The organism is Solimonas aquatica, assembly GCF_900111015.1.
GTDB classification, from domain to species: Bacteria; Pseudomonadota; Gammaproteobacteria; order Nevskiales; family Nevskiaceae; genus Solimonas; species Solimonas aquatica.
The window spans coordinates 23,911-43,632 of the sequence record NZ_FOFS01000017.1 but is presented as its reverse complement, the minus strand read 5'-3'; the positions used below and the strand labels follow the sequence as shown (position 1 = coordinate 43,632).

Annotated in this window: 19 protein-coding genes; 4 read left to right on the top strand and 15 right to left on the bottom strand. The window is 68.5% G+C overall.

Annotated features, from left to right (window positions below; translation table 11 throughout):
- Window positions 1-55: 55 nt before the first annotated feature.
- From BMY12_RS18300 to BMY12_RS18250, 11 genes are all read right to left on the bottom strand, one after another.
- On the bottom strand, window positions 56-907 hold the full coding sequence (locus BMY12_RS18300; protein ID WP_177189070.1) for a metal-dependent hydrolase: 852 nt from the start codon (window positions 905-907) through the stop codon (window positions 56-58).
- Between the two features lie 55 nt (window positions 908-962).
- Window positions 963-3,290 carry a heavy metal translocating P-type ATPase gene (locus BMY12_RS18295; RefSeq protein WP_093289296.1) on the bottom strand — a complete coding sequence of 776 codons (2,328 nt, stop codon included), beginning with the start codon at window positions 3,288-3,290 and terminating at the stop codon, window positions 963-965.
- Window positions 3,287-3,718 carry a heavy metal-responsive transcriptional regulator gene (locus BMY12_RS18290; RefSeq protein WP_093289295.1) on the bottom strand — a complete coding sequence of 144 codons (432 nt, stop codon included), beginning with the start codon at window positions 3,716-3,718 and terminating at the stop codon, window positions 3,287-3,289. The genes BMY12_RS18295 and BMY12_RS18290 overlap by 4 nt, the downstream gene beginning before the upstream one ends.
- Window positions 3,719-3,781: 63 nt before the next feature.
- Window positions 3,782-4,171, bottom strand: a complete 390-nt coding sequence (locus tag BMY12_RS18285) for a hypothetical protein (protein ID WP_143069005.1) — start codon at window positions 4,169-4,171, stop codon at window positions 3,782-3,784.
- 70 nt (window positions 4,172-4,241) lie between these two features.
- A complete protein-coding gene (locus BMY12_RS18280) occupies window positions 4,242-5,579 on the bottom strand; it encodes a multicopper oxidase family protein (RefSeq protein ID WP_093289292.1) in 1,338 nt (445 codons plus the stop codon).
- Window positions 5,576-6,988 carry a TolC family protein gene (locus tag BMY12_RS18275; RefSeq protein WP_143069004.1) on the bottom strand — a complete coding sequence of 471 codons (1,413 nt, stop codon included), beginning with the start codon at window positions 6,986-6,988 and terminating at the stop codon, window positions 5,576-5,578. Before BMY12_RS18275 ends, BMY12_RS18280 begins: the two co-directional genes overlap by 4 nt.
- 79 nt (window positions 6,989-7,067) lie before the next feature.
- Window positions 7,068-7,409, bottom strand: a complete 342-nt coding sequence (locus tag BMY12_RS18270; protein ID WP_093289289.1) for a hypothetical protein — start codon at window positions 7,407-7,409, stop codon at window positions 7,068-7,070.
- 58 nt (window positions 7,410-7,467) lie between these two features.
- A complete protein-coding gene (locus tag BMY12_RS18265; RefSeq protein ID WP_093289287.1) occupies window positions 7,468-8,025 on the bottom strand; it encodes a DNA-3-methyladenine glycosylase I in 558 nt (185 codons plus the stop codon).
- A 132-nt stretch (window positions 8,026-8,157) separates the two neighbouring features.
- Complete coding sequence (locus BMY12_RS18260; protein WP_218140254.1) at window positions 8,158-8,550, bottom strand: endonuclease domain-containing protein; 393 nt, start codon at window positions 8,548-8,550, stop codon at window positions 8,158-8,160.
- 9 nt (window positions 8,551-8,559) lie between these two features.
- The gene (locus BMY12_RS18255; protein WP_093289286.1) at window positions 8,560-9,882 is read right to left on the bottom strand and encodes a dihydroorotase; all 1,323 of its coding nucleotides are present in this window, start codon (window positions 9,880-9,882) and stop codon (window positions 8,560-8,562) included.
- A 47-nt stretch (window positions 9,883-9,929) separates the two neighbouring features.
- The gene (locus BMY12_RS18250; protein WP_093289376.1) at window positions 9,930-11,582 is read right to left on the bottom strand and encodes an acyl-CoA synthetase; all 1,653 of its coding nucleotides are present in this window, start codon (window positions 11,580-11,582) and stop codon (window positions 9,930-9,932) included.
- Between the two features lie 128 nt (window positions 11,583-11,710).
- Here BMY12_RS18250 and BMY12_RS18245 point away from each other — a divergent pair, with 128 nt between their 5' ends.
- From BMY12_RS18245 to BMY12_RS18235, 3 genes are all read left to right on the top strand, one after another.
- A complete protein-coding gene (locus BMY12_RS18245; protein ID WP_093289284.1) occupies window positions 11,711-12,418 on the top strand; it encodes a Crp/Fnr family transcriptional regulator in 708 nt (235 codons plus the stop codon).
- A gap of 73 nt (window positions 12,419-12,491) precedes the next feature.
- The gene (locus BMY12_RS18240) at window positions 12,492-12,938 is read left to right on the top strand and encodes a DUF3574 domain-containing protein (RefSeq protein ID WP_093289374.1); all 447 of its coding nucleotides are present in this window, start codon (window positions 12,492-12,494) and stop codon (window positions 12,936-12,938) included.
- Entirely contained in the window at window positions 12,938-14,521 is a 1,584-nt protein-coding gene (locus tag BMY12_RS18235; protein ID WP_245732617.1) for an NCS2 family permease, read from the top strand. Before BMY12_RS18240 ends, BMY12_RS18235 begins: the two co-directional genes overlap by 1 nt.
- 74 nt (window positions 14,522-14,595) lie before the next feature.
- On the opposite strand, the gene BMY12_RS18230 is transcribed toward BMY12_RS18235, so the two are convergent.
- Window positions 14,596-15,615, bottom strand: a complete 1,020-nt coding sequence (locus BMY12_RS18230; RefSeq protein WP_177189069.1) for an LptF/LptG family permease — start codon at window positions 15,613-15,615, stop codon at window positions 14,596-14,598.
- Window positions 15,612-16,676, bottom strand: coding sequence for an LPS export ABC transporter permease LptF (gene lptF / locus BMY12_RS18225; RefSeq protein WP_093289281.1), 1,065 nt, complete (start codon window positions 16,674-16,676; stop codon window positions 15,612-15,614). Before lptF ends, BMY12_RS18230 begins: the two co-directional genes overlap by 4 nt.
- A gap of 274 nt (window positions 16,677-16,950) precedes the next feature.
- Here lptF and thiC point away from each other — a divergent pair, with 274 nt between their 5' ends.
- Complete coding sequence (gene thiC / locus BMY12_RS18220; protein WP_093289279.1) at window positions 16,951-18,840, top strand: phosphomethylpyrimidine synthase ThiC; 1,890 nt, start codon at window positions 16,951-16,953, stop codon at window positions 18,838-18,840.
- Here thiC and BMY12_RS18215 read toward each other — a convergent pair.
- Together BMY12_RS18215 and BMY12_RS18210 are read right to left on the bottom strand one after the other, a co-directional pair.
- The gene (locus BMY12_RS18215; protein ID WP_093289278.1) at window positions 18,825-19,301 is read right to left on the bottom strand and encodes a type II toxin-antitoxin system death-on-curing family toxin; all 477 of its coding nucleotides are present in this window, start codon (window positions 19,299-19,301) and stop codon (window positions 18,825-18,827) included. The two genes, thiC and BMY12_RS18215, sit on opposite strands and share 16 nt — an antisense overlap.
- Before the next feature lie 15 nt (window positions 19,302-19,316).
- A complete protein-coding gene (locus BMY12_RS18210) occupies window positions 19,317-19,541 on the bottom strand; it encodes an AbrB/MazE/SpoVT family DNA-binding domain-containing protein (RefSeq protein ID WP_093289276.1) in 225 nt (74 codons plus the stop codon).
- Window positions 19,542-19,722: the final 181 nt, after the last annotated feature.

Sequence of the window (19,722 nt, the reverse complement as noted above, 5' to 3'; positions counted from 1 at the left end):
CATCATGTCCTGTCATGCCCGCGCGAGCGGGCATCGCGGCAGGAGACCCGCCCATTCAAGCCGCCGTCGCGCCTTCCAGTTCGCTCAGCAAGGGCGGCAGCTGCTGCAGCTGGCTGCGGTTGTCGTGATCCCAGGGGTGGAAGCCGGGCTTGAAGTAATCGAACCACTCCCGCGCCGCGCGACGCAGCGGCCCCGGCGTGAAGAACTGCCAGCGGATCATCTTCCAGTAGCCGCCGCGCTCGCGACGCGCCACCGGATCGGCGCGCAGCAGTCGCCAGTGAAAGATCGCCACGAGCGGCCAGAAGATGGCACTGGCCACGATCAGCCCCCAGATGCGCAGCAGGTAACTGAAGAGGGTCTTGGGCATCACCGCGCGCCACACGTCGAAGGCCACCGCCTTGTGTTCGGTTTCCTCCAGCGCATGCCAGCGCCACAGCCGCGCGAAATGCGGCTCGGCCTGACTCACCACGCGCGCATCGCTGAGCAGGGCATTGGCCATGATCGCGGTGAGATGTTCCAGGGCGATGGTGGCCGACAGCTGCATGGCCTTGGGCGCGCGGCGCTTCATGCGTTCCAGCAGGCGGTACACGAACTGCTGCAGCGCCGTGCCCGGCAGACCGGCGCGGTCCAGCATCTCGTTGCACTCGGTGTGCTCACGGCCGTGCATGGCCTCCTGACCGATGAAGCCGGTCACCGCCTGCTGCAGCTGCGGATCGCGGATCTGGTCGCGGTAGTGACGCACCGCGTGGATGAAGAAGCGCTCGCCGTCCGGGAAGAACAGCGACATGGCGTTGAAGAAGTGGCTGACATGCACCCCGGCGTCATGCCAATCGCTCAGCCGCGCCTGCGGCAGCGAGAAGTGCAGATCGCGGCGCACCGGCATCACGGTATCGCTGGACGGTTCCATGACTCTCCTCAATGAATGTTACAGTTTTCAATGTAATCGTCAGGCGGAGGTCCCGTCAAGCCGCGTCCAGCTGCAGGTGGCGCAGGCGCAGGGCGTTGCCGATCACGCAGACCGAGGACAGGCTCATGGCCGCGCTGGCCAGCATCGGCGAGAGCAGCAGGCCGTAGTGCGGGTACAGCGCGCCGGCCGCGATGGGAATGCCCAAGGCGTTGTAGATAAAGGCAAAGAACAGGTTTTGGCGGATGTTCTGCAAGGTCGCCCGCGACAGCTTCAAGGCGCGCAGCGCGCCGCGCAGATCGCCGCCCAGCAGGGTGATGCCAGCCGCCTGCATGGCCACATCGGTGCCGCTGCCCATGGCGATGCCGACGTCGGCGCGGGCCAGGGCCGGTGCGTCGTTTATGCCGTCGCCGGCCATGGCCACGCGCCGGCCTTCCTGCTGCAGCCGCGCGATCACGGCGGTCTTGTCGGCCGGCAGCACCTCGGCAATCACCTCGTCGATGCCCAGCTGCCGGGCGATGGCCTGCGCGCTGTCGCGGCGATCACCGCTGAGCATCAGCAGGCGCAGCCCCGCGCCGCGCAGGCCCGCGAGCGCTTCCGGCGTGCTGGCTTTCACGGCATCGGCGATGCGCAGCACGCCGGCCGGCTGTCCGTCGCAGGCCAGCAGCACGCGGGTGTCGCCGCCGTGTTCGGCCAGCAGCGGCGCGAACGCGGCGGGATCGACGCCGCGAGCCCGCATCAGCGCGGCATTGCCGAGCAGCACGCTGCGCCCCTCGATCTGCGCCCACACGCCCAGACCCGGATCGGAACCGAAGTCCCGTGTCGCCGGCAAGGTGCCGCCACGCGCCAGAAAGGCCGCGACGATGGCGCGCGCGAGCGGATGCTCGCTGCTCGCCTCGGCGCCTGCGGCCAGACGCAGCAGCTCGTCCTCGTCGAAGCCGGGCAGCGGCAACAGCTGACGCAGGCTGGGCTTGCCTTCGGTGAGCGTGCCGGTCTTGTCGAGCACCAGGGTGTCGATGCGCGACAGGGCTTCCAGCGCCGCGGCATCGCGCACCAGCACACCGGCCGCGGCGCCGCGGCCGACGCCGACCATCACCGACATCGGCGTCGCCAGACCCAGCGCACAGGGGCAGGCGATGATCAGCACCGAGACGGCGGCGAGCAGCGCGTGTGCGCCCGCCGGCGGCGGACCCCAGTGCAGCCACAGCAGCGCGCTGATGACAGCGATGATGATCACCGCCGGCACGAACCAGGCCGCGACGCGATCCGCCAGACGCTGCACCGGCGCACGCGAACGCTGCGCCTGTGCCACCTGTCGCACGATCTGCGCGAGCAGGCTGTCCTCGCCGACGCGGCGCGCGCGGATCAGCAGCGTGCCGCTGCCGTTGAGCGTGGCGCCGCTCACGGCGTCGCCGGCGCGCTTGGCCACCGGTGTCGGCTCGCCGCTGAGCATGGCTTCATCGACGTGGCTGGCGCCGTCGAGCACCACGCCGTCCACCGGAATCTTTTCGCCCGGCCGCACGCGCAGGCGATCACCGGGGCGCACCTGCTGCAGCGTCACCTCGCTTTCGCGGTCCTGCGCATCGAGCCGGTGTGCAATGGCCGGCGCCAGCGCCAGCAGCGCGCGGATCGCGCCTGAGGTCTGCGCGCGCGCCCGCAGTTCCAGCACCTGGCCCAGCAGCACCAGCGTGGTGATGACCGCCGCCGATTCGAAATACAGCGGCGCCATGCCGGACATCGCAAAGCCCGGCGGCAGCCACTGCGGTGCGAGCAGGGCCAGCAGGCTGAAGCCGTAAGCCGCCGCCACGCCCAGCGCAATCAGGGTGAACATGTTGAGACTGCGATGCCGCAGCGAAGCTGCCGCGCGCTGCCAGAACGGCCAGCCCGCCCACAGCACCACGGGTGAGGCCAGCAGCAGCTGCAACCAGGCCGCCTGCTGATGACCCAGCCAGTGCGTTGCCTGCAGACGCTGCGGCAGCAGCTCGCCCATGCTCAGCCACAGCAGCGGCAGGCTCAGGGCAAGACCGACGATGAAACGCCGCTGCATGTCGCGCAGCTCACCATCGTCCTGTGTGGCAGCGGGATGCTCGGGCTCCAGCGCCATGCCGCACGTCGGGCAGCTGCCCGGATGATCCTGACGCACCTCCGGATGCATGGGGCAGGTCCATATCGCGCCGGCCGCCGGCGGCGTGCTGGCCTGATGCGCGCAGCAGCCGGATGCCGGGGCTGCGCTTTCGTAGGCGGCCGGATCCTGCTCGAACTTGTGCAGGCAGCCCGCGCTGCAGAAATGATGGATCTGGCCGGCGTGCGTGAAGCGGTGCGGACTGCGCTCGGGATCGACCTGCATGCCGCAGACCGGGTCGCGCACCAGAGACTTCACATTCATGTGCGCGCTCCATCGGAGAGCGCGGCGATGATCGGGCAGGCCTGCGGCGAGCCTCGTCCCGGACAGGCCTTCACCAGCTGGCGCAGGCCAGCGCGCACACGCTGCAGCTCTGCGATCTTCGCTTCCACTTCCTGCAGCCTGACTTGCGCGAGCTGACGCACATCGCTGGCGCCGCGTTCGTGAGGCTGGCTCAGCCGCAGCAGCTCCGCGATTTCATCCAGCGCGAAACCCAGGGCCTTGGCGCGACGGATGAAGCGCAGGCGCGCGAGACTGTCGGCGGGATAGGCGCGGTAACCGGAGGCGCGGCGCGGCGGTGCGGGCAGCAGGCCGCTGCGCTCGTAGTAGCGCACGGTATCGATGCCGACTCCGGCGGCCGCAGCGAGGCGGCCGATGCTCAGGCTTTCGGCGGAATGCGACTTGGTGGGCATGACGGTGCTCCAGTGCGGATTGCCGTCATGCTAAACCCTGGTGTCGAGTCCAGGGTCAAGTCCTCAGTGCTCGTGCTCGTGTTGATGCTCCGGCGCAGCTTCGGGCTTTTCGCCATGATCCTGATCCGCAGGATGCCGGTCATGCTGCGGGTGCATCTTCGCCAGCATCGCCTGCTGCTGCTCGTCCATCAGGCTCACGTAGCGCTGCAAGAGCGCGACGCGCTGCGCGTCGGTCCTGGCCTTCGCCAGCTGAGTGGCGATGGCGTGCAGCGCCTGCAGATGGTGGCGATGCTCGGCCATCATGTCCTTGCCCTCGGCATCCATCTGCATGCAGCCGCTCATCTTCATGTCGCCGGGCATGGGCTTCGCATCGTCCATCGCCCCCGCCGCGAAAGCCGCAGCCGGCAAGAGCAGGGTTGCCAGCAGGCCAGTGAGTCGGTACGGGATGTTCATGGTGAGCCCCTTGGAGCTTGCGCGGAGAGGGCAGCTTGCGAGTGGCAGGACAGGCGGGCCTTGATGCCGGTCAAGCTCCCGCCCTGGCGCGACGATAGGGCTTGCCGAAGTCCGGCTCGCTGGAGACGCGTCGCGCCGTTTCAGCCGGCCTGCTGCGGTACCAGCCCGGATCGCGGTAGTCGCCGCGCGCCAGGTTCTCGCGCACTTTCACCACAGTGAACATGCCGCCCATTTCCAGCGGTCCGTAGGGACCTTCACCGCTGGCCATGGGCAGGGTGTTGTCGGGGCCGGGCAGCATGCCCATGGCCACATGCTCGCCGTGCTCGCTCATGCCGTGCTCGCCCATGGCCATGTAGCCGGGCAGCAGTTCGCGCACCTGCTCGGCCACGCCGCGCTGGTCCACGCCGATGGGATTGGGGATGCCGTGGCCCATGGCGTTCATGGTGTGGTGCGACATATGGCAGTGCAGGGCCCAGTCGCCGGGCACGGCGGTGAATTCCAGATCGCGGGTCTGGCCCACGGCGATGATCTCGGTGACCTCGCGTCGCCACTGCGTGCGCGGCCAGCGGCCGCTGTCGCCGCCGGTGACTTCGAAGCGATGACCATGCAGATGGATCGGGTGATTCCACATCGAGACATTGGCGAAGCGGATGCGCACGCGCTCGCCGCTGGCGGCGACCAGAGACTCGGTGGCGGGGAAGACCTTGCTGTTGAAGGTCCACAGATCGAACTCGCTCATGATCGAGGGATCGGGGCGCGAGGTGCCGGGGTGCAGGGCCCAGTTGTGCAGCATGATCGCGTAGTCGCGGTCGATGCGTTCGATCTCGCCAGCCTTGGGATGGATGATGAAGAAGCCCATCATGCCCAGGCCCAGCTGCGTCATCTCGTCGGCATGCGGGTGATACATATGCGTGCCGTGCTGGTTGAGCGTGAACTCGTAGACATAGGTCTCGCCCGGCTGGATGTGCCGCTGCGACAGGCCACCCACGCCGTCCATGCCGCTGGGCAGCAGGATGCCGTGCCAGTGCACGGAGGTGGCTTCGCCCAGGCGGTTGGTGACGTAGATGCGCACGCGATCGCCTTCCACCGCTTCGAGCGTCGGTCCCGGCGTGGAGCCGTTGTAGCCCCAGCACTTGGCCTTGCTGCCCGGTGCGAACTCGTGCTCGATCTCTTCGGCCACCAGATGGAATTCCTTCACGCCGTCCTTCAGGCGATGGGGCAGCGTCCAGCCATTGGGCGTGCGCACCGGCGTGTACGCGCCTGCGGCGGGCGCGGCCGATGGCGACGGCGCGGCGGCGGCGGCAGGCGCGGCCTGATGCTGCTCATGCTGCGCGCTGGCGCTGCGCATGAGCCCGACGCCCAGGCCGGTGGCGCTGAGTGCGGAGAGAAGCTTGCGGCGGCTGATCATGGCGTGTGATCTCCGTGATGATGGGCATGCGGGTCTTGTGGCGCGGCTTCGGGCAGCGCTGCGGCGGGCGCGGGGTCAGTCTGCGGCAGGCGACGGCCGACGGCGCGCGCCAGATCGGCGCGCGCGAGCTGGTAATCGCGCAGGGCCTCGATGTAGCCGGCGTAGGCATCGAAGCTCTGCTGGCGCGCGGCCAGCAGTTCGAAGCTGCCGATCAGCATGTAGTTGTGTTCGCGCTGCAGGGCTTCGAAGGCGCGCTCGCGGGCGGGAATGAGTTCATCGCGATAACGCTCGGCGCGCTTGCGGCTGCTGCGCAGCTGGGCGTAGGCGCTGTGCAGCTGCGTCTGCACGTCCAGCTCGGCGGCCTGCAAGGCGGCCTGCGCCTCTTGCAGCTCGGCCTGCGCACGCGCACGCCGGCCCTTGCCGGTGTCGAACAGCGGCAGGCTGATGGCCGCCGTGGGCCCCGCATGCAGGCTGCCGTCGTAATCGCGCTCGCGTTCCGCGCCCAGCTGCAGCTCGCCGATCAGGCTCTGCGGCGTGGCGATGCCGTAACGCGCCTGCACCGCCTGCAGCTGTGCCTGGGCGGCCTGCAGGTCCAGACGCGAGGCCTGCGCCTGCGCCTGCAGGCGGTCCAGCGCTTCATCGGCGGCGGGCAGCGCGGCCAGGGGCTCGGCGAGCTGCCACGGCGTCTGCGTATCCGCCAAGCCCATCAAGCGCTGCAGGCTGGCGCGCGCCAGCGACAGTTCCAGCTGCGCGGTGTCGGCTTGCAGCGCGGCCTGCGCGCCGCCGGCCTGTTCCAGGGCCAGCTCGGCGGGCTTGAGATTGCCGGCCTCGTAATAGCGCTGCGCCAGCGCGGCGGAAACCTGCGCGGTCTGCGCGAGACGTTCGCGCAGCTGCAGCAGCTGCGCGGCGGCGGCGCAGCGCCGGTAGGCGGCTTCCACCTGCGCGGCCAGTTCCAGCGCGGCGCTGCCCACGGCGGCTTTCTGCGCCGCGAACTGCGCATCGGCGATGCGGCGATGCGTGCGCGCAAACAGCAGCTCGGTGAAGTTCACCGCCACGCCCAGCGTGAGCTGCGCATGCGCCTCGCCGCCGGCCGAGAGCTGCGTGAATGACAGCAGCGGATTGCTCAGCCGTCCGGCTTCGTACACCTCGGCGGCGGCGAAGCCCAGGCTGGCATAACGCGCCTGCAGCTCCGGGTTGTTGAGCAGCGCCAGCTGGATCGCGCGCTCCAGGTCCAGGGGTTCGCGCAGCGCCTGCGCGGTGAAGCGCTCGCGCGGGACGGTGGCGGATGACAGGCCGCGGTCGCGCAGCTGCGCATCCAGCGCGCCGCGCCCCCAGTCGGCGGGCAGGCTGGCGCAGGCGCTCAGCAGCAGCAGCGCGCCAGGCGCTGCCAGAAAACGGATGGATGACACGGGCAACACTCCAATCGGATGCCGGCCTTACGCCGGTCGAGGTCCAGGCGGACGACGCAGGTCCGCCGCAGAGAGGCGATCAGAGCGTGGCGATGGGAGGCCGCAGCGGTGGGGCGGCGCTGTTGCGGGGCAGCGCGAGGGCACGCAGCGCGGACGGCGCGTCGGGCGCCGGTGCGAAGGCCAGCGCAGGCAGCCCGACCAGGAGCGCCGCACCGGCGGCGCCGCAGGCCTGCACGCAGTGACAGCGTGCGCCGCCATGATGCGGGCAGTGCTGCTGCGTATCGGCCGAGACTTGGGCTGGCGCCTGCGTCTGCGGCGCGCTGCTGACGGTGTGCTCATGACAGGGCATGGCGCTGCCGGCCTGCGCCTGGAAAGGCAGCAGTGCGAGCCAGAGCAGCGTGAGTGTCGCGAGCCATTTCATCGTGCCGCAGTATGTTGCCCGCGCCTGCCCGCGGGCAAGCCCGCGACGATGACCGGCGTCAAGCCCGCCAGCAGTCGGCGAGGTGATCGTCCACCACGCCCACCGCCTGCAGATAGGCATAGATGATGGTGCTGCCGATGAACTTGAAGCCGCGCTTGCCCAGGTCCTTGCTGATGCGATCCGAGAGCGCGGTCTTGGCCGGCACCTGCTTCAGGGAGCCGGGCCGGTTGACCAGCGGCTGGCCATCGACGAAGCCCCAGAGATAGTTGGCGAAGCTGCCGAACTCCTTCTGCACCTGGATGAAGGCCTGCGCGTTCGTGCGCGTGGCAAAGACCTTCAGGCGGTTGCGGATGATGCCGGGGTCGAGCAGCAGCTTCTCCAGCTTCGCATCGCTGAAGCGCGCGACCTTGGCGACATCGAAGTTCGCAAAGGCTTTGCGATACCCCTCGCGCCGCTCCAGGATCGTGCGCCAGGACAGGCCGGCCTGCGCGCCTTCGAGAATGAGGAATTCGAAGAGGACGGCGTCATCGCGTACCGGGCGGCCCCATTCCTCGTCGTGATAGCGGATGTACTGCGCGGTGGACAGGCACCAGGGGCAGCGGGGTTTGTCGGTCATGGCTTGCGTTTGTTGATGTGGCGGGCGCTCCCCTCACCCTGGCCCTCTCCCCTCGGGGAGGGGAGAGGGGACGCTGGATTGAGGTTCATGCAGCTTGGCTGATGTTTGCGCGCCTGAGCTGCGTGCGAGAGCTTACAACTCCCTCTCCCCTGCAAGGGGAGAGGGTTGGGGTGAGGGGTTCTCGCTCAGGTGCCGCAGCACGAATTCCAGCACGGCATTGGTTTCCTTCAAAGCCTGATCATTCCAGAAGCGCAGCACGCGAAAGCCGCGCGCTTGGAGCCAGGCGCTGCGCTGCGCATCCCGCGCCCGTTGTTCGGCATGCTGACCGCCATCCAGTTCGATGATCAGCTGCCGTTCCACGCAAACGAAGTCCACGATGTACGGCCCGATGGGCAGTTGCCGGCGGAACTTGTGCCCCAGCAACTGGCGATTGCGCAGACGCTGCCAGAGCACGCGCTCGGCATCGGTCTGCGTGCGCCGCAGCTCACGCGCCAAAGACTCCATCGGCGAGCGCTGGCGCGGCATCGCCAGCGCTCAGACGAAGCGCAGCCTCTGCCCCAGCGGCTGCGGCAGCACCACACCGTCCTTGTACGCGAGCGCGCCGTTGACCCAGGTGGCGCGCACCGCGCCGCGCAGGGTGCGGCCTTCCAGCGGTGACCAGCCCACCTTGTACAGCACGTCTTCCTTGCGCACGGTGGTGCGCGCGTGGTGGTCCACCAGCGCCAGATCGGCCCAGTAGCCTTCGCGGATGTAGCCGCGATCCACCACGCCGAAACGGTCGGCCACCGCATGACTGGTCTTGCGCACCACGGTGCGCATGTTCAGTTCGCCGCGATGCACCAGCTCCAGCAGCATCAGCAGGGTGTGCTGCACCAGCGGCAGGCCGGACGGCGCCTTGAAGTAGGTGTTGGCTTTCTCCTCGGCGGTGTGCGGCGCGTGGTCGGTGGCGATCACGTCGATGCGGTCTTCCATCACCGCGCGCAGCAGGGCGCGACGGTCGGCCTCGGTCTTGATCGCGGGATTGCACTTGATCAGATGGCCCAGGCTGGCGTAATCCGCCTCGCTGAAAAACAGATGATGCACGCAGGCTTCCACCGTGATCTTCTTGTCCTTGAGCGGCCCGGCCGTGAAGAACGCCAGCTCCTTGGCGGTGGTGAGATGCAGCACGTGCAGATTGCTGCCGTGCTGGCGCGCCAGACCCACGGCCAGCTCGGTGGACTTGTAGCAGGCGGCTTCGGAGCGGATGCGCGGATGCTCGGCGGCCGGCACGTCCTCGCCGAACTGCGCGCGCGCGGCGTTTTCGCTGGCGACGATCATCGGCGTGTCCTCGCAGTGCGTGACCACCATCATCGGTGCGCGCCGGAAGATGCCGTCCAGGGTCTGCGGATCGTCCACCAGCATATTGCCGGTGGAAGCGCCCATGAACACCTTGATGGCGCAGGCCTCGTCGCGCTTGAGCGCCGCGATCTCTTCGAGATTGTCGTTGGCGCCGCCGAAGTAGAAGGCGTAGTTGGCAAACGAGCGGCCCTGCGCGTTGGCGTACTTTTCCGCCAGCAGCGCGCGCGTGGTGATGGCCGGCTTGTTGTTGGGCATGTCCATGTAACTGGTCGTGCCGCCGGCCACCGCCGCGCGCGACTCGGTGTACAGATCGCCCTTGTGGGTCAGGCCCGGCTCGCGGAAGTGAACCTGGTCGTCGATCACGCCGGGAATCAGCCACAGACCCTGGGCGTCGAACACTTCCACGCCGGCCGGCGCGCGGATCTGCGGCGCGATCTTCTCGATGCGGCCGTTCTTGATCAGCAGATCGGCCGCGGTCTCGTGGCCTTCGTTGATGATGTGGGCATTGGTGATGAGCATGGCGGCCGTCCCGTAGAGGCTGAGGCGAAGGCCGCCATGTTAATGCCTCAGGGCCGGCCGCTGCTGGCGAGGTCGATGGCCTGCTGCGATCCGGCCAGCTTGCGCAGCTCGAACTTCTGGATCTTGCCGGTGGAGGTCTTGGGCAGTTCGCCGAAGCGGATCTGCTTGGGCAGCTTGAAGCCGGCCAGCCATTGCCGGCAGTGCGCAAGCAGCTCCTCGGCGCTGGCCTGCATGCCCGGCTTGAGTTCGACGAAGGCGCAGGGTGTCTCGCCCCACTTCGGGTCGGGCGCCGCCACCACCGCCGCCGCGGCCACGGCCGGATGCCGGTAGAGCGTGTCTTCGATCTCGATGCTGGAGATGTTCTCGCCGCCCGAGATGATGATGTCCTTGGCGCGGTCCTTGATCTGCACGTAGCCGTCCGTGGCGATCACGCCCAGATCGCCGGTGTGGAACCAGCCGCCGGCGAATGCGGTTTCGGTGGCGCGCGGATTTTTCAGGTAGCCCTTCATGCAGATGTTGCCGCGGAAGGCGAGTTCGCCCATGGTCTCGCCATCGGCCGGCACCGGCAGTCCGGTCTGCGGGTCCAGCACCGTGAGCCCGCTCTGCAGGTGATAGCGCACGCCCTGGCGCGCGGTGAGCCGCGCCTGCTCCTGGGCATCCAGCTCGCGCCAGTGTTCCTGCGGCGCGCAGACCGCCGCCGGCCCGTAGACCTCGGTCAGGCCGTAGACATGGCTGAGTTCGAAACCCATCTGCGTCATCTGCGCGATCACGGCGGGCGGCGGCGGCGCGCCCGCGACCATGGTGCGCACCGTGTGCGTGATGCCTTCGCGCGCGGCGAGCGGGGCGTTGGCAATCGCCGCCTGCACGATGGGCGCGCCGCAGTAATGGCTGACGCGCTCCTCGCGGATCAGCTTGAGCACCAGCAGCGGATCGAACTTGCGCAGGCAGACGTTGACGCCTGCGCGCAGCGCCACGGTCCAGGGAAAGCACCAGCCGTTGCAGTGAAACATCGGCAGCGTCCACAGGTACACCGGGTGCTTGCCCATGTCCCATTCCAGGACATTGCTCACCGCGTTGAGCGCCGCGCCGCGATGGTGATAGACCACGCCCTTGGGATCGCCGGTGGTGCCGGAGGTGTAATTGAGCGCGATGGCCTGCCACTCGTCCTCCGGCGGCTGCCAGGCGTACTGCGGATCGCCGGCGGCCAGGAAGTCCTCGTACTGCGGCCACTCCGGCACCTCGGCGGCGCCGGAGGCGGGATCGTGCACCGCAATCACCTTCAGCTGCGGCAGGCTGGTGATGACGTGCCGCACCAGCGGCGCGAATTCGGTATCGACGATCAGCAGCCTGGCTTCGCCGTGGCTGAGCATGAAACGCAGGCTGGGCTCGTCCAGCCGCGTGTTGAGGGTGTTGAGCACGGCGCCGGACATCGGCACGCCGAAATGCGCCTCCACCATCGCCGGAGTGTTGGGCAGCAGCACCGCCACGGTGTCGCCGCGCCGCACGCCGGCAGCCGCCAGGGCGCTGGCCAGGCGGCGGGCGCGCTCGTAGGTCTGGGCCCAGTTGCGGCGGATCTCGCCATAGACGATCGCCGGGCGCTCGCCGTAGACCGCGGCGCTGCGGGCGATGAAATCCACGGGGCTCAGGGCGACGTAGTTGGCGGCACAGCGGTCCAAGCCTTGGTCGAAGGCACTGCTCATCGTGTTCTCCTCATGTGGCAAGCCGGCAGCGGCGGCTGCGGCCATGCCCGCACGGCGGCGGTGTGCCGGCAGCGCTCGCTGGCAGCTGGGCAGCATAGCGGGGTGCTGGCTGCGGCTCTGTCATTTGAATGACAATTTCGCGCATGCGTGCCGATCCCCAGATCGCCAGGGCGATGTCCGCCCACGGCTGGTTTCACGAGCTGGCGCCTGCGCATCAGGCGCACGTGCTGGCGCGCGTACGCCTGCAGCACTTCGCCGCCGGCGAGGTGCTCGCGCATCGCAAGGCACCCACCGAAGACTGGATCGGCGTGCATACCGGCCTGGTGAAGCTGGCGGTCTACAACGCCGCCGGTGACAGCTGCACCTTCTCCGGCGTGCCGGCCGGCGGCTGGTTCGGCGAGGGCAGCGTGCTCAAGCGCGAGCTGCGCCGCTACGACGTGATCGCCTTGCGCGCCAGCGATGCGATCTTCCTGCCGGTCGATGATTTCCATTTCCTGCTCGATCACAGCCTGCCGTTCTCCGGCTTCGTGATCCGCCAGCTCAACGAGCGCATGGGCGAGTTCATCGCCGCGATCCAGAACCAGCGTCTGCTGTCGGTGGAAGGACAGGTGGCAGCGGCCCTGAGCCAGCTGTTCAACCCGCAGCTCTATCCGTTCACGGCGCAGCGTCTGGAGCTTTCGCAGGAGGAGCTGGGCCTGCTCACCGGCCTGTCGCGGCAGCGTGTCAATCGCGCGCTGCGCGAGCTGGAGCGCCTGCAGCTGCTGCGCCTGGCGTACAACCGCATCGAGGTTCTGGATCTGGAGCGGCTGCGCGCCTACGCGCAGCGGCAGATCTGAGCTGCCGCCGCTGGCCAGACTGGCCTCGCGCTTGCATGATCCAGGCGCTCCGGATTGGGAATCACCTGGAATGATGCCGAGAAAACTTCGCTGGATATTGCTGTGCTGCCTGGGCCTGCTGCTGGCCGGTCCTCTCGCCGCCGCGCCCGACGCCACGCTGCACGATGACCCCGCGCATCCCGCCGCCGCGCCGCACTGGCTGCGCACCGAGCTGTACTTCGGCATGCGCCCGGCGGATCGTCCGCGACAGCTGGTGAGCACCGCGCAGTGGCGGAAATTTCTCGACGAGGAAGTCAGCCCGCGGTTTCCCGACGGGCTCTCGGTGCTGGAGGTCTACGGGCAATGGCGCGGCAAGGATCAGCGCGAAATCCAGCGCCTGCCTTCCAAGCTGCTGGTGCTGCTGCATCCGGACACGCCGGACAGCGCGGCGAAGATCGAGGCCATCCGTCAGGCCTGGAAGCAGCGCACCGGTGATCAGTCGGTGCTGCGCGTGACGCAGGCCGTGGAGGTTTCGTTCTGATGAGTGCCGCAACGCTGCCGCGCTTCTCGCGCGGCGATCTCGACGGATTCTTCGGTCTGGCGCTGGACAATCTGATGCTGCTGCTGGTGCTCTCCGGCCTGTGCCGGGGCGTGCTGGGCTTTTCCGATGCCCTGCTGTTCGGCCATGTGCTGCCGGGCGCCGCCATCTCGCTGCTGGTCGGCAATCTCTATTACGCGCAGCAGGCGCGGCGTCTGGCGCGCGAGACCGGGCGCAGCGATGTCTGCGCGCTGCCCTATGGCCTCAATGCGGTGACGGTGTTCGCCTATGTGTTCCTGGTGATGCTGCCGGCCAAGCTCGCGGCGCAGGCGGCCGGCGCCGCCGATCCCGAGCGCATCGCCTGGCAGGCGGGTCTGCTGGCCTGTTTCGGTTGCGGCTTCATCGAGCTGTCCGGTGCGCTGTTCGCCGAGCGCCTGCGCCGCGCCACGCCGCGCGCCGCGCTGCTGTCCACGCTCGCCGGTCTGGCGCTGGGGTTCATCGCGCTGGGCTTTCTGCTGCGCGCCTATGCGCAACCCATCGTCGGCCTGGGCACGCTGGCGGTGGTGCTGCTGGGCTATTTCGGGCGGGTGCGCTTTCGCGGCGGTCTGCCGGTGGGTCTGGTGACGGTGTTGCTCGGCACGCTGCTGGCGTGGAGCACGGGCCTGGCGCCGGCCGGCGCGCCGCCCCCGGCGCCGAGCCTGCATCTGCCGGTACCGGTGCTGGCGGATTTCATCGCCGCGTTTCGCTGGGATTTCATCAGCCAGTACTTCGCGGTGATCGTGCCCATGGGCTTGTTCACCCTGGTGGGCTCGATGCAGAACCTGGAGTCTGCCGAGGCGGCTGGCGATCGCTACGCCACCGCGCCTTCGCTGGCGGTGAACGGCGCCGGCTCCATGCTCGCCGCGCTGTTCGGTTCCTGCTTCCCCACCACGCTGTACATCGGGCATCCCGGCTGGAAGGCGATGGGCGCGCGCGCCGGCTATTCCACGGCCAGCGGCGTGGTGATCGCGCTGCTGTGCCTGAGCGGCACGCTCGCGCATCTGGCCTGGGCGGTGCCGGTGGAAGCGGGCATGGCGATTCTGCTGTGGATCGGCATCGTGATGAGCGCGCAGGCCTTCAGCGCCACGCCGCGTGCGCACGCGCCGGCGGTGGTGATCGGTTTGCTGCCCGGCGTCGCCGCCTGGGGTGCGCTGATGGCCAAGGCCGGTCTGCGCGCGGCGGGTGTCGGCGTCACGCAGCCTTTCACGCCGGAGCTGCTGCCGAAGTTTCTGCTGCAGGACATCCACATCGACGGCGCGTTCGCGCTGGAGCAGGGCGTGGTGTTCACCGCGATGATTCTTTCCGCCGCCACCGTGGCGGTGATCGAGCGGCAGTTCCTGCGCGCCGCGCTGTGGTGTCTGTCGGCCTCGGCCCTCAGCGCACTAGGCCTGATGCACGCGTACCGCTACACCTACGGCGACACCGCCCTGGCGCTGCAGCCGGCCTGGCCCTGGGTGATCGCCTATGCGCTGATGGCGCTGCTGTTTGCGGGCGCGCGCTGGCTGACGCAGCCGGATGAATCGCGGCGAGCGGAGGAGCAGGGCTGAGTGGCCTGAAGAAGGCATCAAGAATCACGCAAAGGCGCAAGGGACGCCAAGCCCTTTAAAGCTTTGGCAGTCGCTCAGGCCCGCAGCAGGCGCGGGCTGATCAGCGCCAGCAGGAATACCGCCAGCGGCACGGCCGCGACGCTGGGAATCGGCGGCCAGCGCTGCAGCTGCGCCAGTGCGCCCAGCAGATCCTGTCCGACGCTGGCGGCCAGACCCAGGCCGATCAGCAGCATCAGGCGCGCACCCAGGCCGGTGCGGCTGGCATGTGCGGCCAGGCCCGCCGCCATCAGACTGAGGAGGGCCAGCAGCAGCACGGGCTGCATGAGCAGCGCCGCCAGACGCACCTCGGCTTCCGGACTGGGGACGCCGTGCGCGCGACGGTCGGCGACGAAGCGCAGCAGATCGCCCAGGCCCACGGCGCCGCGCTCCAGGCTTTCCAGACGCAGCACCTCGGGTTGCGGCAGCTGCTCGCTGTCGAGACTGTCCTGGCTGTCCTGCTGCAGCTGACCATCGGCGAAGCGCAGGCTCTGCACCTGCTGCAGCCGCCAGCGGCCGTTGTTCTGGTATTGCGCGCTGTCGGCGCGCAGCACCTGCTGCAGACCGTTGGGGCTGAACTGATAGACGCTCACGCCGCGCAGGCTTTGCGCATCGGGCATGCGTTCCACGCGCACCACGGCTTCACCCATCGGCACCCACAGCGCCTGCTGACCATAGCCCTGCTGCGCGCCGGCCAGCGGCAGCAGCCAGTGCGCATTGGCCAGACCCAGGGCGCCGATCAGCAGGCCTGCCAGCATCGGCCCGCGCGCCAGGCGCAGCGGCGAGAGTCCCGCGCCGCGCAGCACGATCAGCTCGTGATGGCGCGCGCTGTAACCCAGGCCCAGCGCGGCGCCGAGCAGGGTCATGGCCGGCAGCAGGCGCTGCAGCGTGGAGGGCAGGGCCAGCAGCGAATCACGCAGGGCCTCGCTCCAGCTGCTGCCGCTGCCGCTTTCGTCCACCAGCGACAGCACCAGATAGACGGTGAGCAGGCCGGCGGTGACGGCGCCGCAGCCCAGCAGCACGCGCGTGGCCAGATAGCGGTCGGCGATGCGGATCATGTGGCGCGCCCCAGGCCGCCATAGCGGCGCAGCAGCATGAAGCCCAGCGCCAGGGCCAGCAGGGCGTGGACCCACCATTGCCCGATCATCACGCTCAGCGTGCCTTTCTCGGTCCAGCGCTGCGCGGCGGTGAGCAGCTGGTTGTAGACCGCGTACACCAGCAAGGCGCCGGCCATGCGCGCGCGCGTCGGCGCGCGCGGCGCGAACGGCGCGAGCACGAAGGCCAGGGTCACCATCAGCAGGCAGGACAGCGGCAGGCCGATGCGCCGCTGCAGCTCGGCCTGCGCCACCGGATCCCGATCCTTCCACAGCGAGGCGGTGCTGTCGTAGCGGCGGCGCGAGGGCGGCAGCTCGGGGTCGGCCAGCGACACGCGCATCTGCCCGGAGGCGAAGCGCGCCTGCTCGGTGGCCTTGGGCAGCAGGCGCGTGAACTCGCCGTTGTTGACGTCGATCTCGCCATTGCCATCGGGCAGGGTCAGCCAGCGGCCGTCATGCGCCACCAGGATCTGCTCGCCATTGTCCAGGCCGCGCCAGGCGAACAGCGGCGAGAGCAGGGTGTCGTTGCCCTGCTCGCCGGCATAGATCACCGCGCGGCCGCCGGAGAGTTCGCGCAGCTCGCCGGCGTGCAGGGCGCTGCGGCCCATCGCGGCGCGCGCGGCCTTGACGCTGCTGTCGAAGGTGCGCGCCGCCCAGGGCGAGACGTAGAGCGAGAGGGTGGCGGCGATGGCGGCGCAGAGCAGGGCGGCCACCGCCAGCGGCCGCGCGATGGCATAGGGCGAGACGCCGCAGCCGAACAGGGCCGAGAGTTCGCGGTCGTCGTGCAGGCGCATGAAGCACATCATCACCGCCAGCAGCACGGTGGCGGGCATGAGGTAGGCGAAGAACTGCAGGCTCTGCAGGCCGATCAGCGGCAGGATGGTGCCGGCGGGGATGCGGCCCAGTGCGGCCTCGGCCACGAAGCGCAGCGCGCGGGTCAGGATCGCCAGGCCCAGCAGCACCACGCTGGCGCCGGCCCAGCGCCACATGGCATCGCTGAAAATGTAGCGGCTCAGCGTGTTCACGCGGCGGCTCTCGGGTGGATCGGCATCATAAGTCGCGCAGTATAGGCGGCGGTGGTGTCGGCTCGCAGCGGCGCCGGTTTCGCTCCCGCGCCCGGCCCGGTAAAGTAGACGCGATAGCCGGGGGTGCCGGCCGCATCGCTTCCGCGCTGCGGCGGCTGAGATCAAACCCTTGGAACCTGGCCGCCAGGAATTGGTTTCACACGCGGCGAGGGAAGGCTAACGGGCGCCGAGCGCCCGCTGCGTTCCCCGCCCGTCACATTCGGGAAAAAGAACGATGAACGCAGTGATCGACAATCTGTTTCGTCAGGCCGACGAACTCTCCGCCGAGGTCCGCAAGCCCTTTCCCGCCAGCCGCAAGATCTATGTCGCGGGTTCGGGCGATGTGCGTGTGCCCATGCGTGAAGTGAGTCTGTCGCCCACGCGCACCCGCGACGGCATCGAGCCCAATCCGCCGGTGACGCTGTACGACACCTCCGGCCCGTATTCCGATCCCGAGGTGCGCATCGATCTGCGCGAGGGGCTGCCGGCACTGCGCGCGGGCTGGATCGAGGCGCGCGGCGACACCGAGGCCCTGCGCGGCCCCAGCTCCATCTACGGCCGCATCCGCGCCGCCGACGACAAGACCGCGAATCTGCGCTTCGAGCACATCCGCGCGCCGCGCAAGGCCCGGGCCGGCGCCAACGTCAGCCAGATGCATTACGCCCGGCGCGGCCTGATCACGCCGGAAATGGAGTTCGTGGCGATCCGCGAGAACGCGCGCCTGGCCGAGCTGCGCGAGAGCTACGAGAAGGCCGGCTATCTGCGCCGCCAGCATGCGGGACAGAACTTCGGCGCCTTCCTGCAGAAAGAGATCACCCCGGAATTCGTGCGCAGCGAGCTGGCGCGCGGCCGCGCCATCATCCCCGCCAACATCAATCACCCGGAGCTGGAGCCGATGATCATCGGCCGCAACTTCCGCGTGAAGATCAATGCCAACATCGGCAACAGCGCGGTCAGCTCCTCGATTGCCGAGGAAGTGGAGAAGATGGTCTGGTCGATCCGCTGGGGCGGCGACACCGTGATGGACCTGTCCACCGGCAAGAACATCCACGAAACCCGCGAGTGGATTCTGCGCAACTCGCCGGTACCCATCGGCACCGTGCCGATCTATCAGGCCCTGGAGAAGGTCAACGGCAAGGCCGAAGAACTGACCTGGGAGCTGTTCCGCGACACCCTGGTCGAACAGGCCGAGCAGGGCGTGGACTACTTCACCATTCACGCCGGCGTGCTGCTGCGCTACATCCCCTGGACCGCGAACCGCGTCACCGGCATCGTCAGCCGCGGCGGCTCGATCATGGCCAAGTGGTGCCTGGCGCATCACCAGGAGAATTTCCTCTACACGCACTTCGAGGAAATCTGCGAAATCATGAAGGCCTATGACGTCAGCTTCTCGCTGGGCGATGGCCTGCGTCCGGGCAGCATCGCCGACGCCAATGACGAGGCGCAGTTCGGCGAGCTGCACACCCTGGGCGAGCTGACCAGGATCGCCTGGCAGCACGACGTGCAAACCATGATCGAAGGCCCCGGCCATGTGCCGATGCAGATGATCAAGGAGAACATGGAGGAGCAGCTCCAGCACTGCTTCGAGGCGCCGTTCTACACGCTCGGCCCGCTGACCACCGATATCGCGCCGGGTTACGACCACATCACCAGCGGCATCGGCGCCGCCAACATCGGCTGGTACGGCTGCGCCATGCTCTGCTACGTGACGCCCAAGGAGCATCTGGGCCTGCCCGACAAGGACGATGTGCGTGAAGGCATCGTCACCTACAAGATCGCCGCGCATGCGGCGGATCTGGCCAAGGGCTTCCCGGGCACGCAGGTGCGCGACAACGCGCTGTCCAAGGCGCGCTTCGAGTTCCGCTGGGAGGATCAGTTCAATCTGGGCCTGGATCCGGAAAAGGCACGCGAGTTCCACGACGAAACCCTGCCGCAGGAAGGCGCCAAGCTCGCGCACTTCTGCTCCATGTGCGGGCCGCATTTCTGCTCGATGAAGATCACGCAAGATGTGCGCGACTACGCGGATAAGATCGGCGCGCAAGAGCAGGATGCGCTGATGCGCGGCATGGCGGAGAAGTCCGAAGAGTTCAAGCGCGAGGGCGCCGAGGTTTATCGCAAGCTCTGAGTTTTGCGGCGGCGCGTCTTCGGGCGCGCCGCCGTCTTGCGGTAGCGCGCCGGTGGCTCCTGCACGCCGCTGGTCGTGTCGAGTGTCAGATGCGCGCGCAGCCAGGCGGCGAATTCGGCTTCGCTGAGCTGGCCTTCGGCGAGGGCGAGAATCACCGGAAAGATTTCAGTGTCGCCGGCTTGCAGATGCGCGCCATTGAGTTCGATGAAGGTTTCGCAGCTGACGATGGCGCTACGCTTGTTGCCGTCCACGAAAGCGTGATTGCGGGCAATGCCGTAGCAGAGGCTCGCGGCCAGATCGGCGAGATCAGGCGGCGGATCGCCATAGGCGTATAGCTGCTGCGGGCGTGCCAGCGCAGATTGCAGCAGATTATCGTCGCGCACACCGGCAGCGCCGCCGTGTTCGGCGATCTGCCGGTCATGCAGCATCAGCACCAGGGGTTTTTCGATCCAGACGATCATGGCGGTTCCGCCGCTTCAGTTGTCCGCCAGCTTGCGTAACAGATTGCGCCGCTTGCGCATCACCCCCTCGGCCACCTGCATCTGCGCCGCCAGCTCCGGATCGTGCGGCATCAGCTTGATGCCGTCCGGCGTCTCGGCCACGTACAGCGAGTCGCCCTTTTCCACGCGCAGCCGCGCCAGCAATTCCTTGGGCAGCAGCACGCCGGCCGAATTGCCGACAGCGATGATCTTCAGTTCCATGGCGGGCTCCGGGTGGTGTTAAAACGCATGTTATAACGTCGCAGGGTCTGAGGGGAAGGAAGCATCTGGCGAGGGCTTGAGGCGAAGAAGAACACTCGCTGTCATGCACGCGCAGGCGGACATCCCGGTGGTGGCTGTCGGGGACGGGCGCTGGATTCCCGCGTTCGCGGGAATGAATAGA

Excerpts from the sequence above, each read along its gene's own strand:
- BMY12_RS18250 (WP_093289376.1), bottom strand. The coding sequence starts at position 11,582 with ATGAGCAGTGCCTTCGACCAAGGCTTGGACCGCTGTGCCGCCAACTAC.
- BMY12_RS18240 (WP_093289374.1), top strand. The coding sequence starts at position 12,492 with ATGCCGAGAAAACTTCGCTGGATATTGCTGTGCTGCCTGGGCCTGCTG.
- BMY12_RS18295 (WP_093289296.1), bottom strand. The coding sequence starts at position 3,290 with ATGAATGTGAAGTCTCTGGTGCGCGACCCGGTCTGCGGCATGCAGGTC.
- BMY12_RS18255 (WP_093289286.1), bottom strand. The coding sequence starts at position 9,882 with ATGCTCATCACCAATGCCCACATCATCAACGAAGGCCACGAGACCGCG.
- BMY12_RS18235 (WP_245732617.1), top strand. The coding sequence starts at position 12,938 with ATGAGTGCCGCAACGCTGCCGCGCTTCTCGCGCGGCGATCTCGACGGA.
- BMY12_RS18280 (WP_093289292.1), bottom strand. The coding sequence starts at position 5,579 with ATGATCAGCCGCCGCAAGCTTCTCTCCGCACTCAGCGCCACCGGCCTG.
- BMY12_RS18260 (WP_218140254.1), bottom strand. The coding sequence starts at position 8,550 with ATGCCGCGCCAGCGCTCGCCGATGGAGTCTTTGGCGCGTGAGCTGCGG.
- BMY12_RS18230 (WP_177189069.1), bottom strand. The coding sequence starts at position 15,615 with ATGATCCGCATCGCCGACCGCTATCTGGCCACGCGCGTGCTGCTGGGC.
- BMY12_RS18265 (WP_093289287.1), bottom strand. The coding sequence starts at position 8,025 with ATGACCGACAAACCCCGCTGCCCCTGGTGCCTGTCCACCGCGCAGTAC.
- BMY12_RS18245 (WP_093289284.1), top strand. The coding sequence starts at position 11,711 with ATGACAATTTCGCGCATGCGTGCCGATCCCCAGATCGCCAGGGCGATG.
- thiC (WP_093289279.1), top strand. The coding sequence starts at position 16,951 with ATGAACGCAGTGATCGACAATCTGTTTCGTCAGGCCGACGAACTCTCC.
- BMY12_RS18290 (WP_093289295.1), bottom strand. The coding sequence starts at position 3,718 with ATGCCCACCAAGTCGCATTCCGCCGAAAGCCTGAGCATCGGCCGCCTC.
- BMY12_RS18270 (WP_093289289.1), bottom strand. The coding sequence starts at position 7,409 with ATGAAATGGCTCGCGACACTCACGCTGCTCTGGCTCGCACTGCTGCCT.
- BMY12_RS18300 (WP_177189070.1), bottom strand. The coding sequence starts at position 907 with ATGGAACCGTCCAGCGATACCGTGATGCCGGTGCGCCGCGATCTGCAC.
- BMY12_RS18215 (WP_093289278.1), bottom strand. The coding sequence starts at position 19,301 with ATGATCGTCTGGATCGAAAAACCCCTGGTGCTGATGCTGCATGACCGG.
- BMY12_RS18285 (WP_143069005.1), bottom strand. The coding sequence starts at position 4,171 with ATGAACATCCCGTACCGACTCACTGGCCTGCTGGCAACCCTGCTCTTG.
- BMY12_RS18210 (WP_093289276.1), bottom strand. The coding sequence starts at position 19,541 with ATGGAACTGAAGATCATCGCTGTCGGCAATTCGGCCGGCGTGCTGCTG.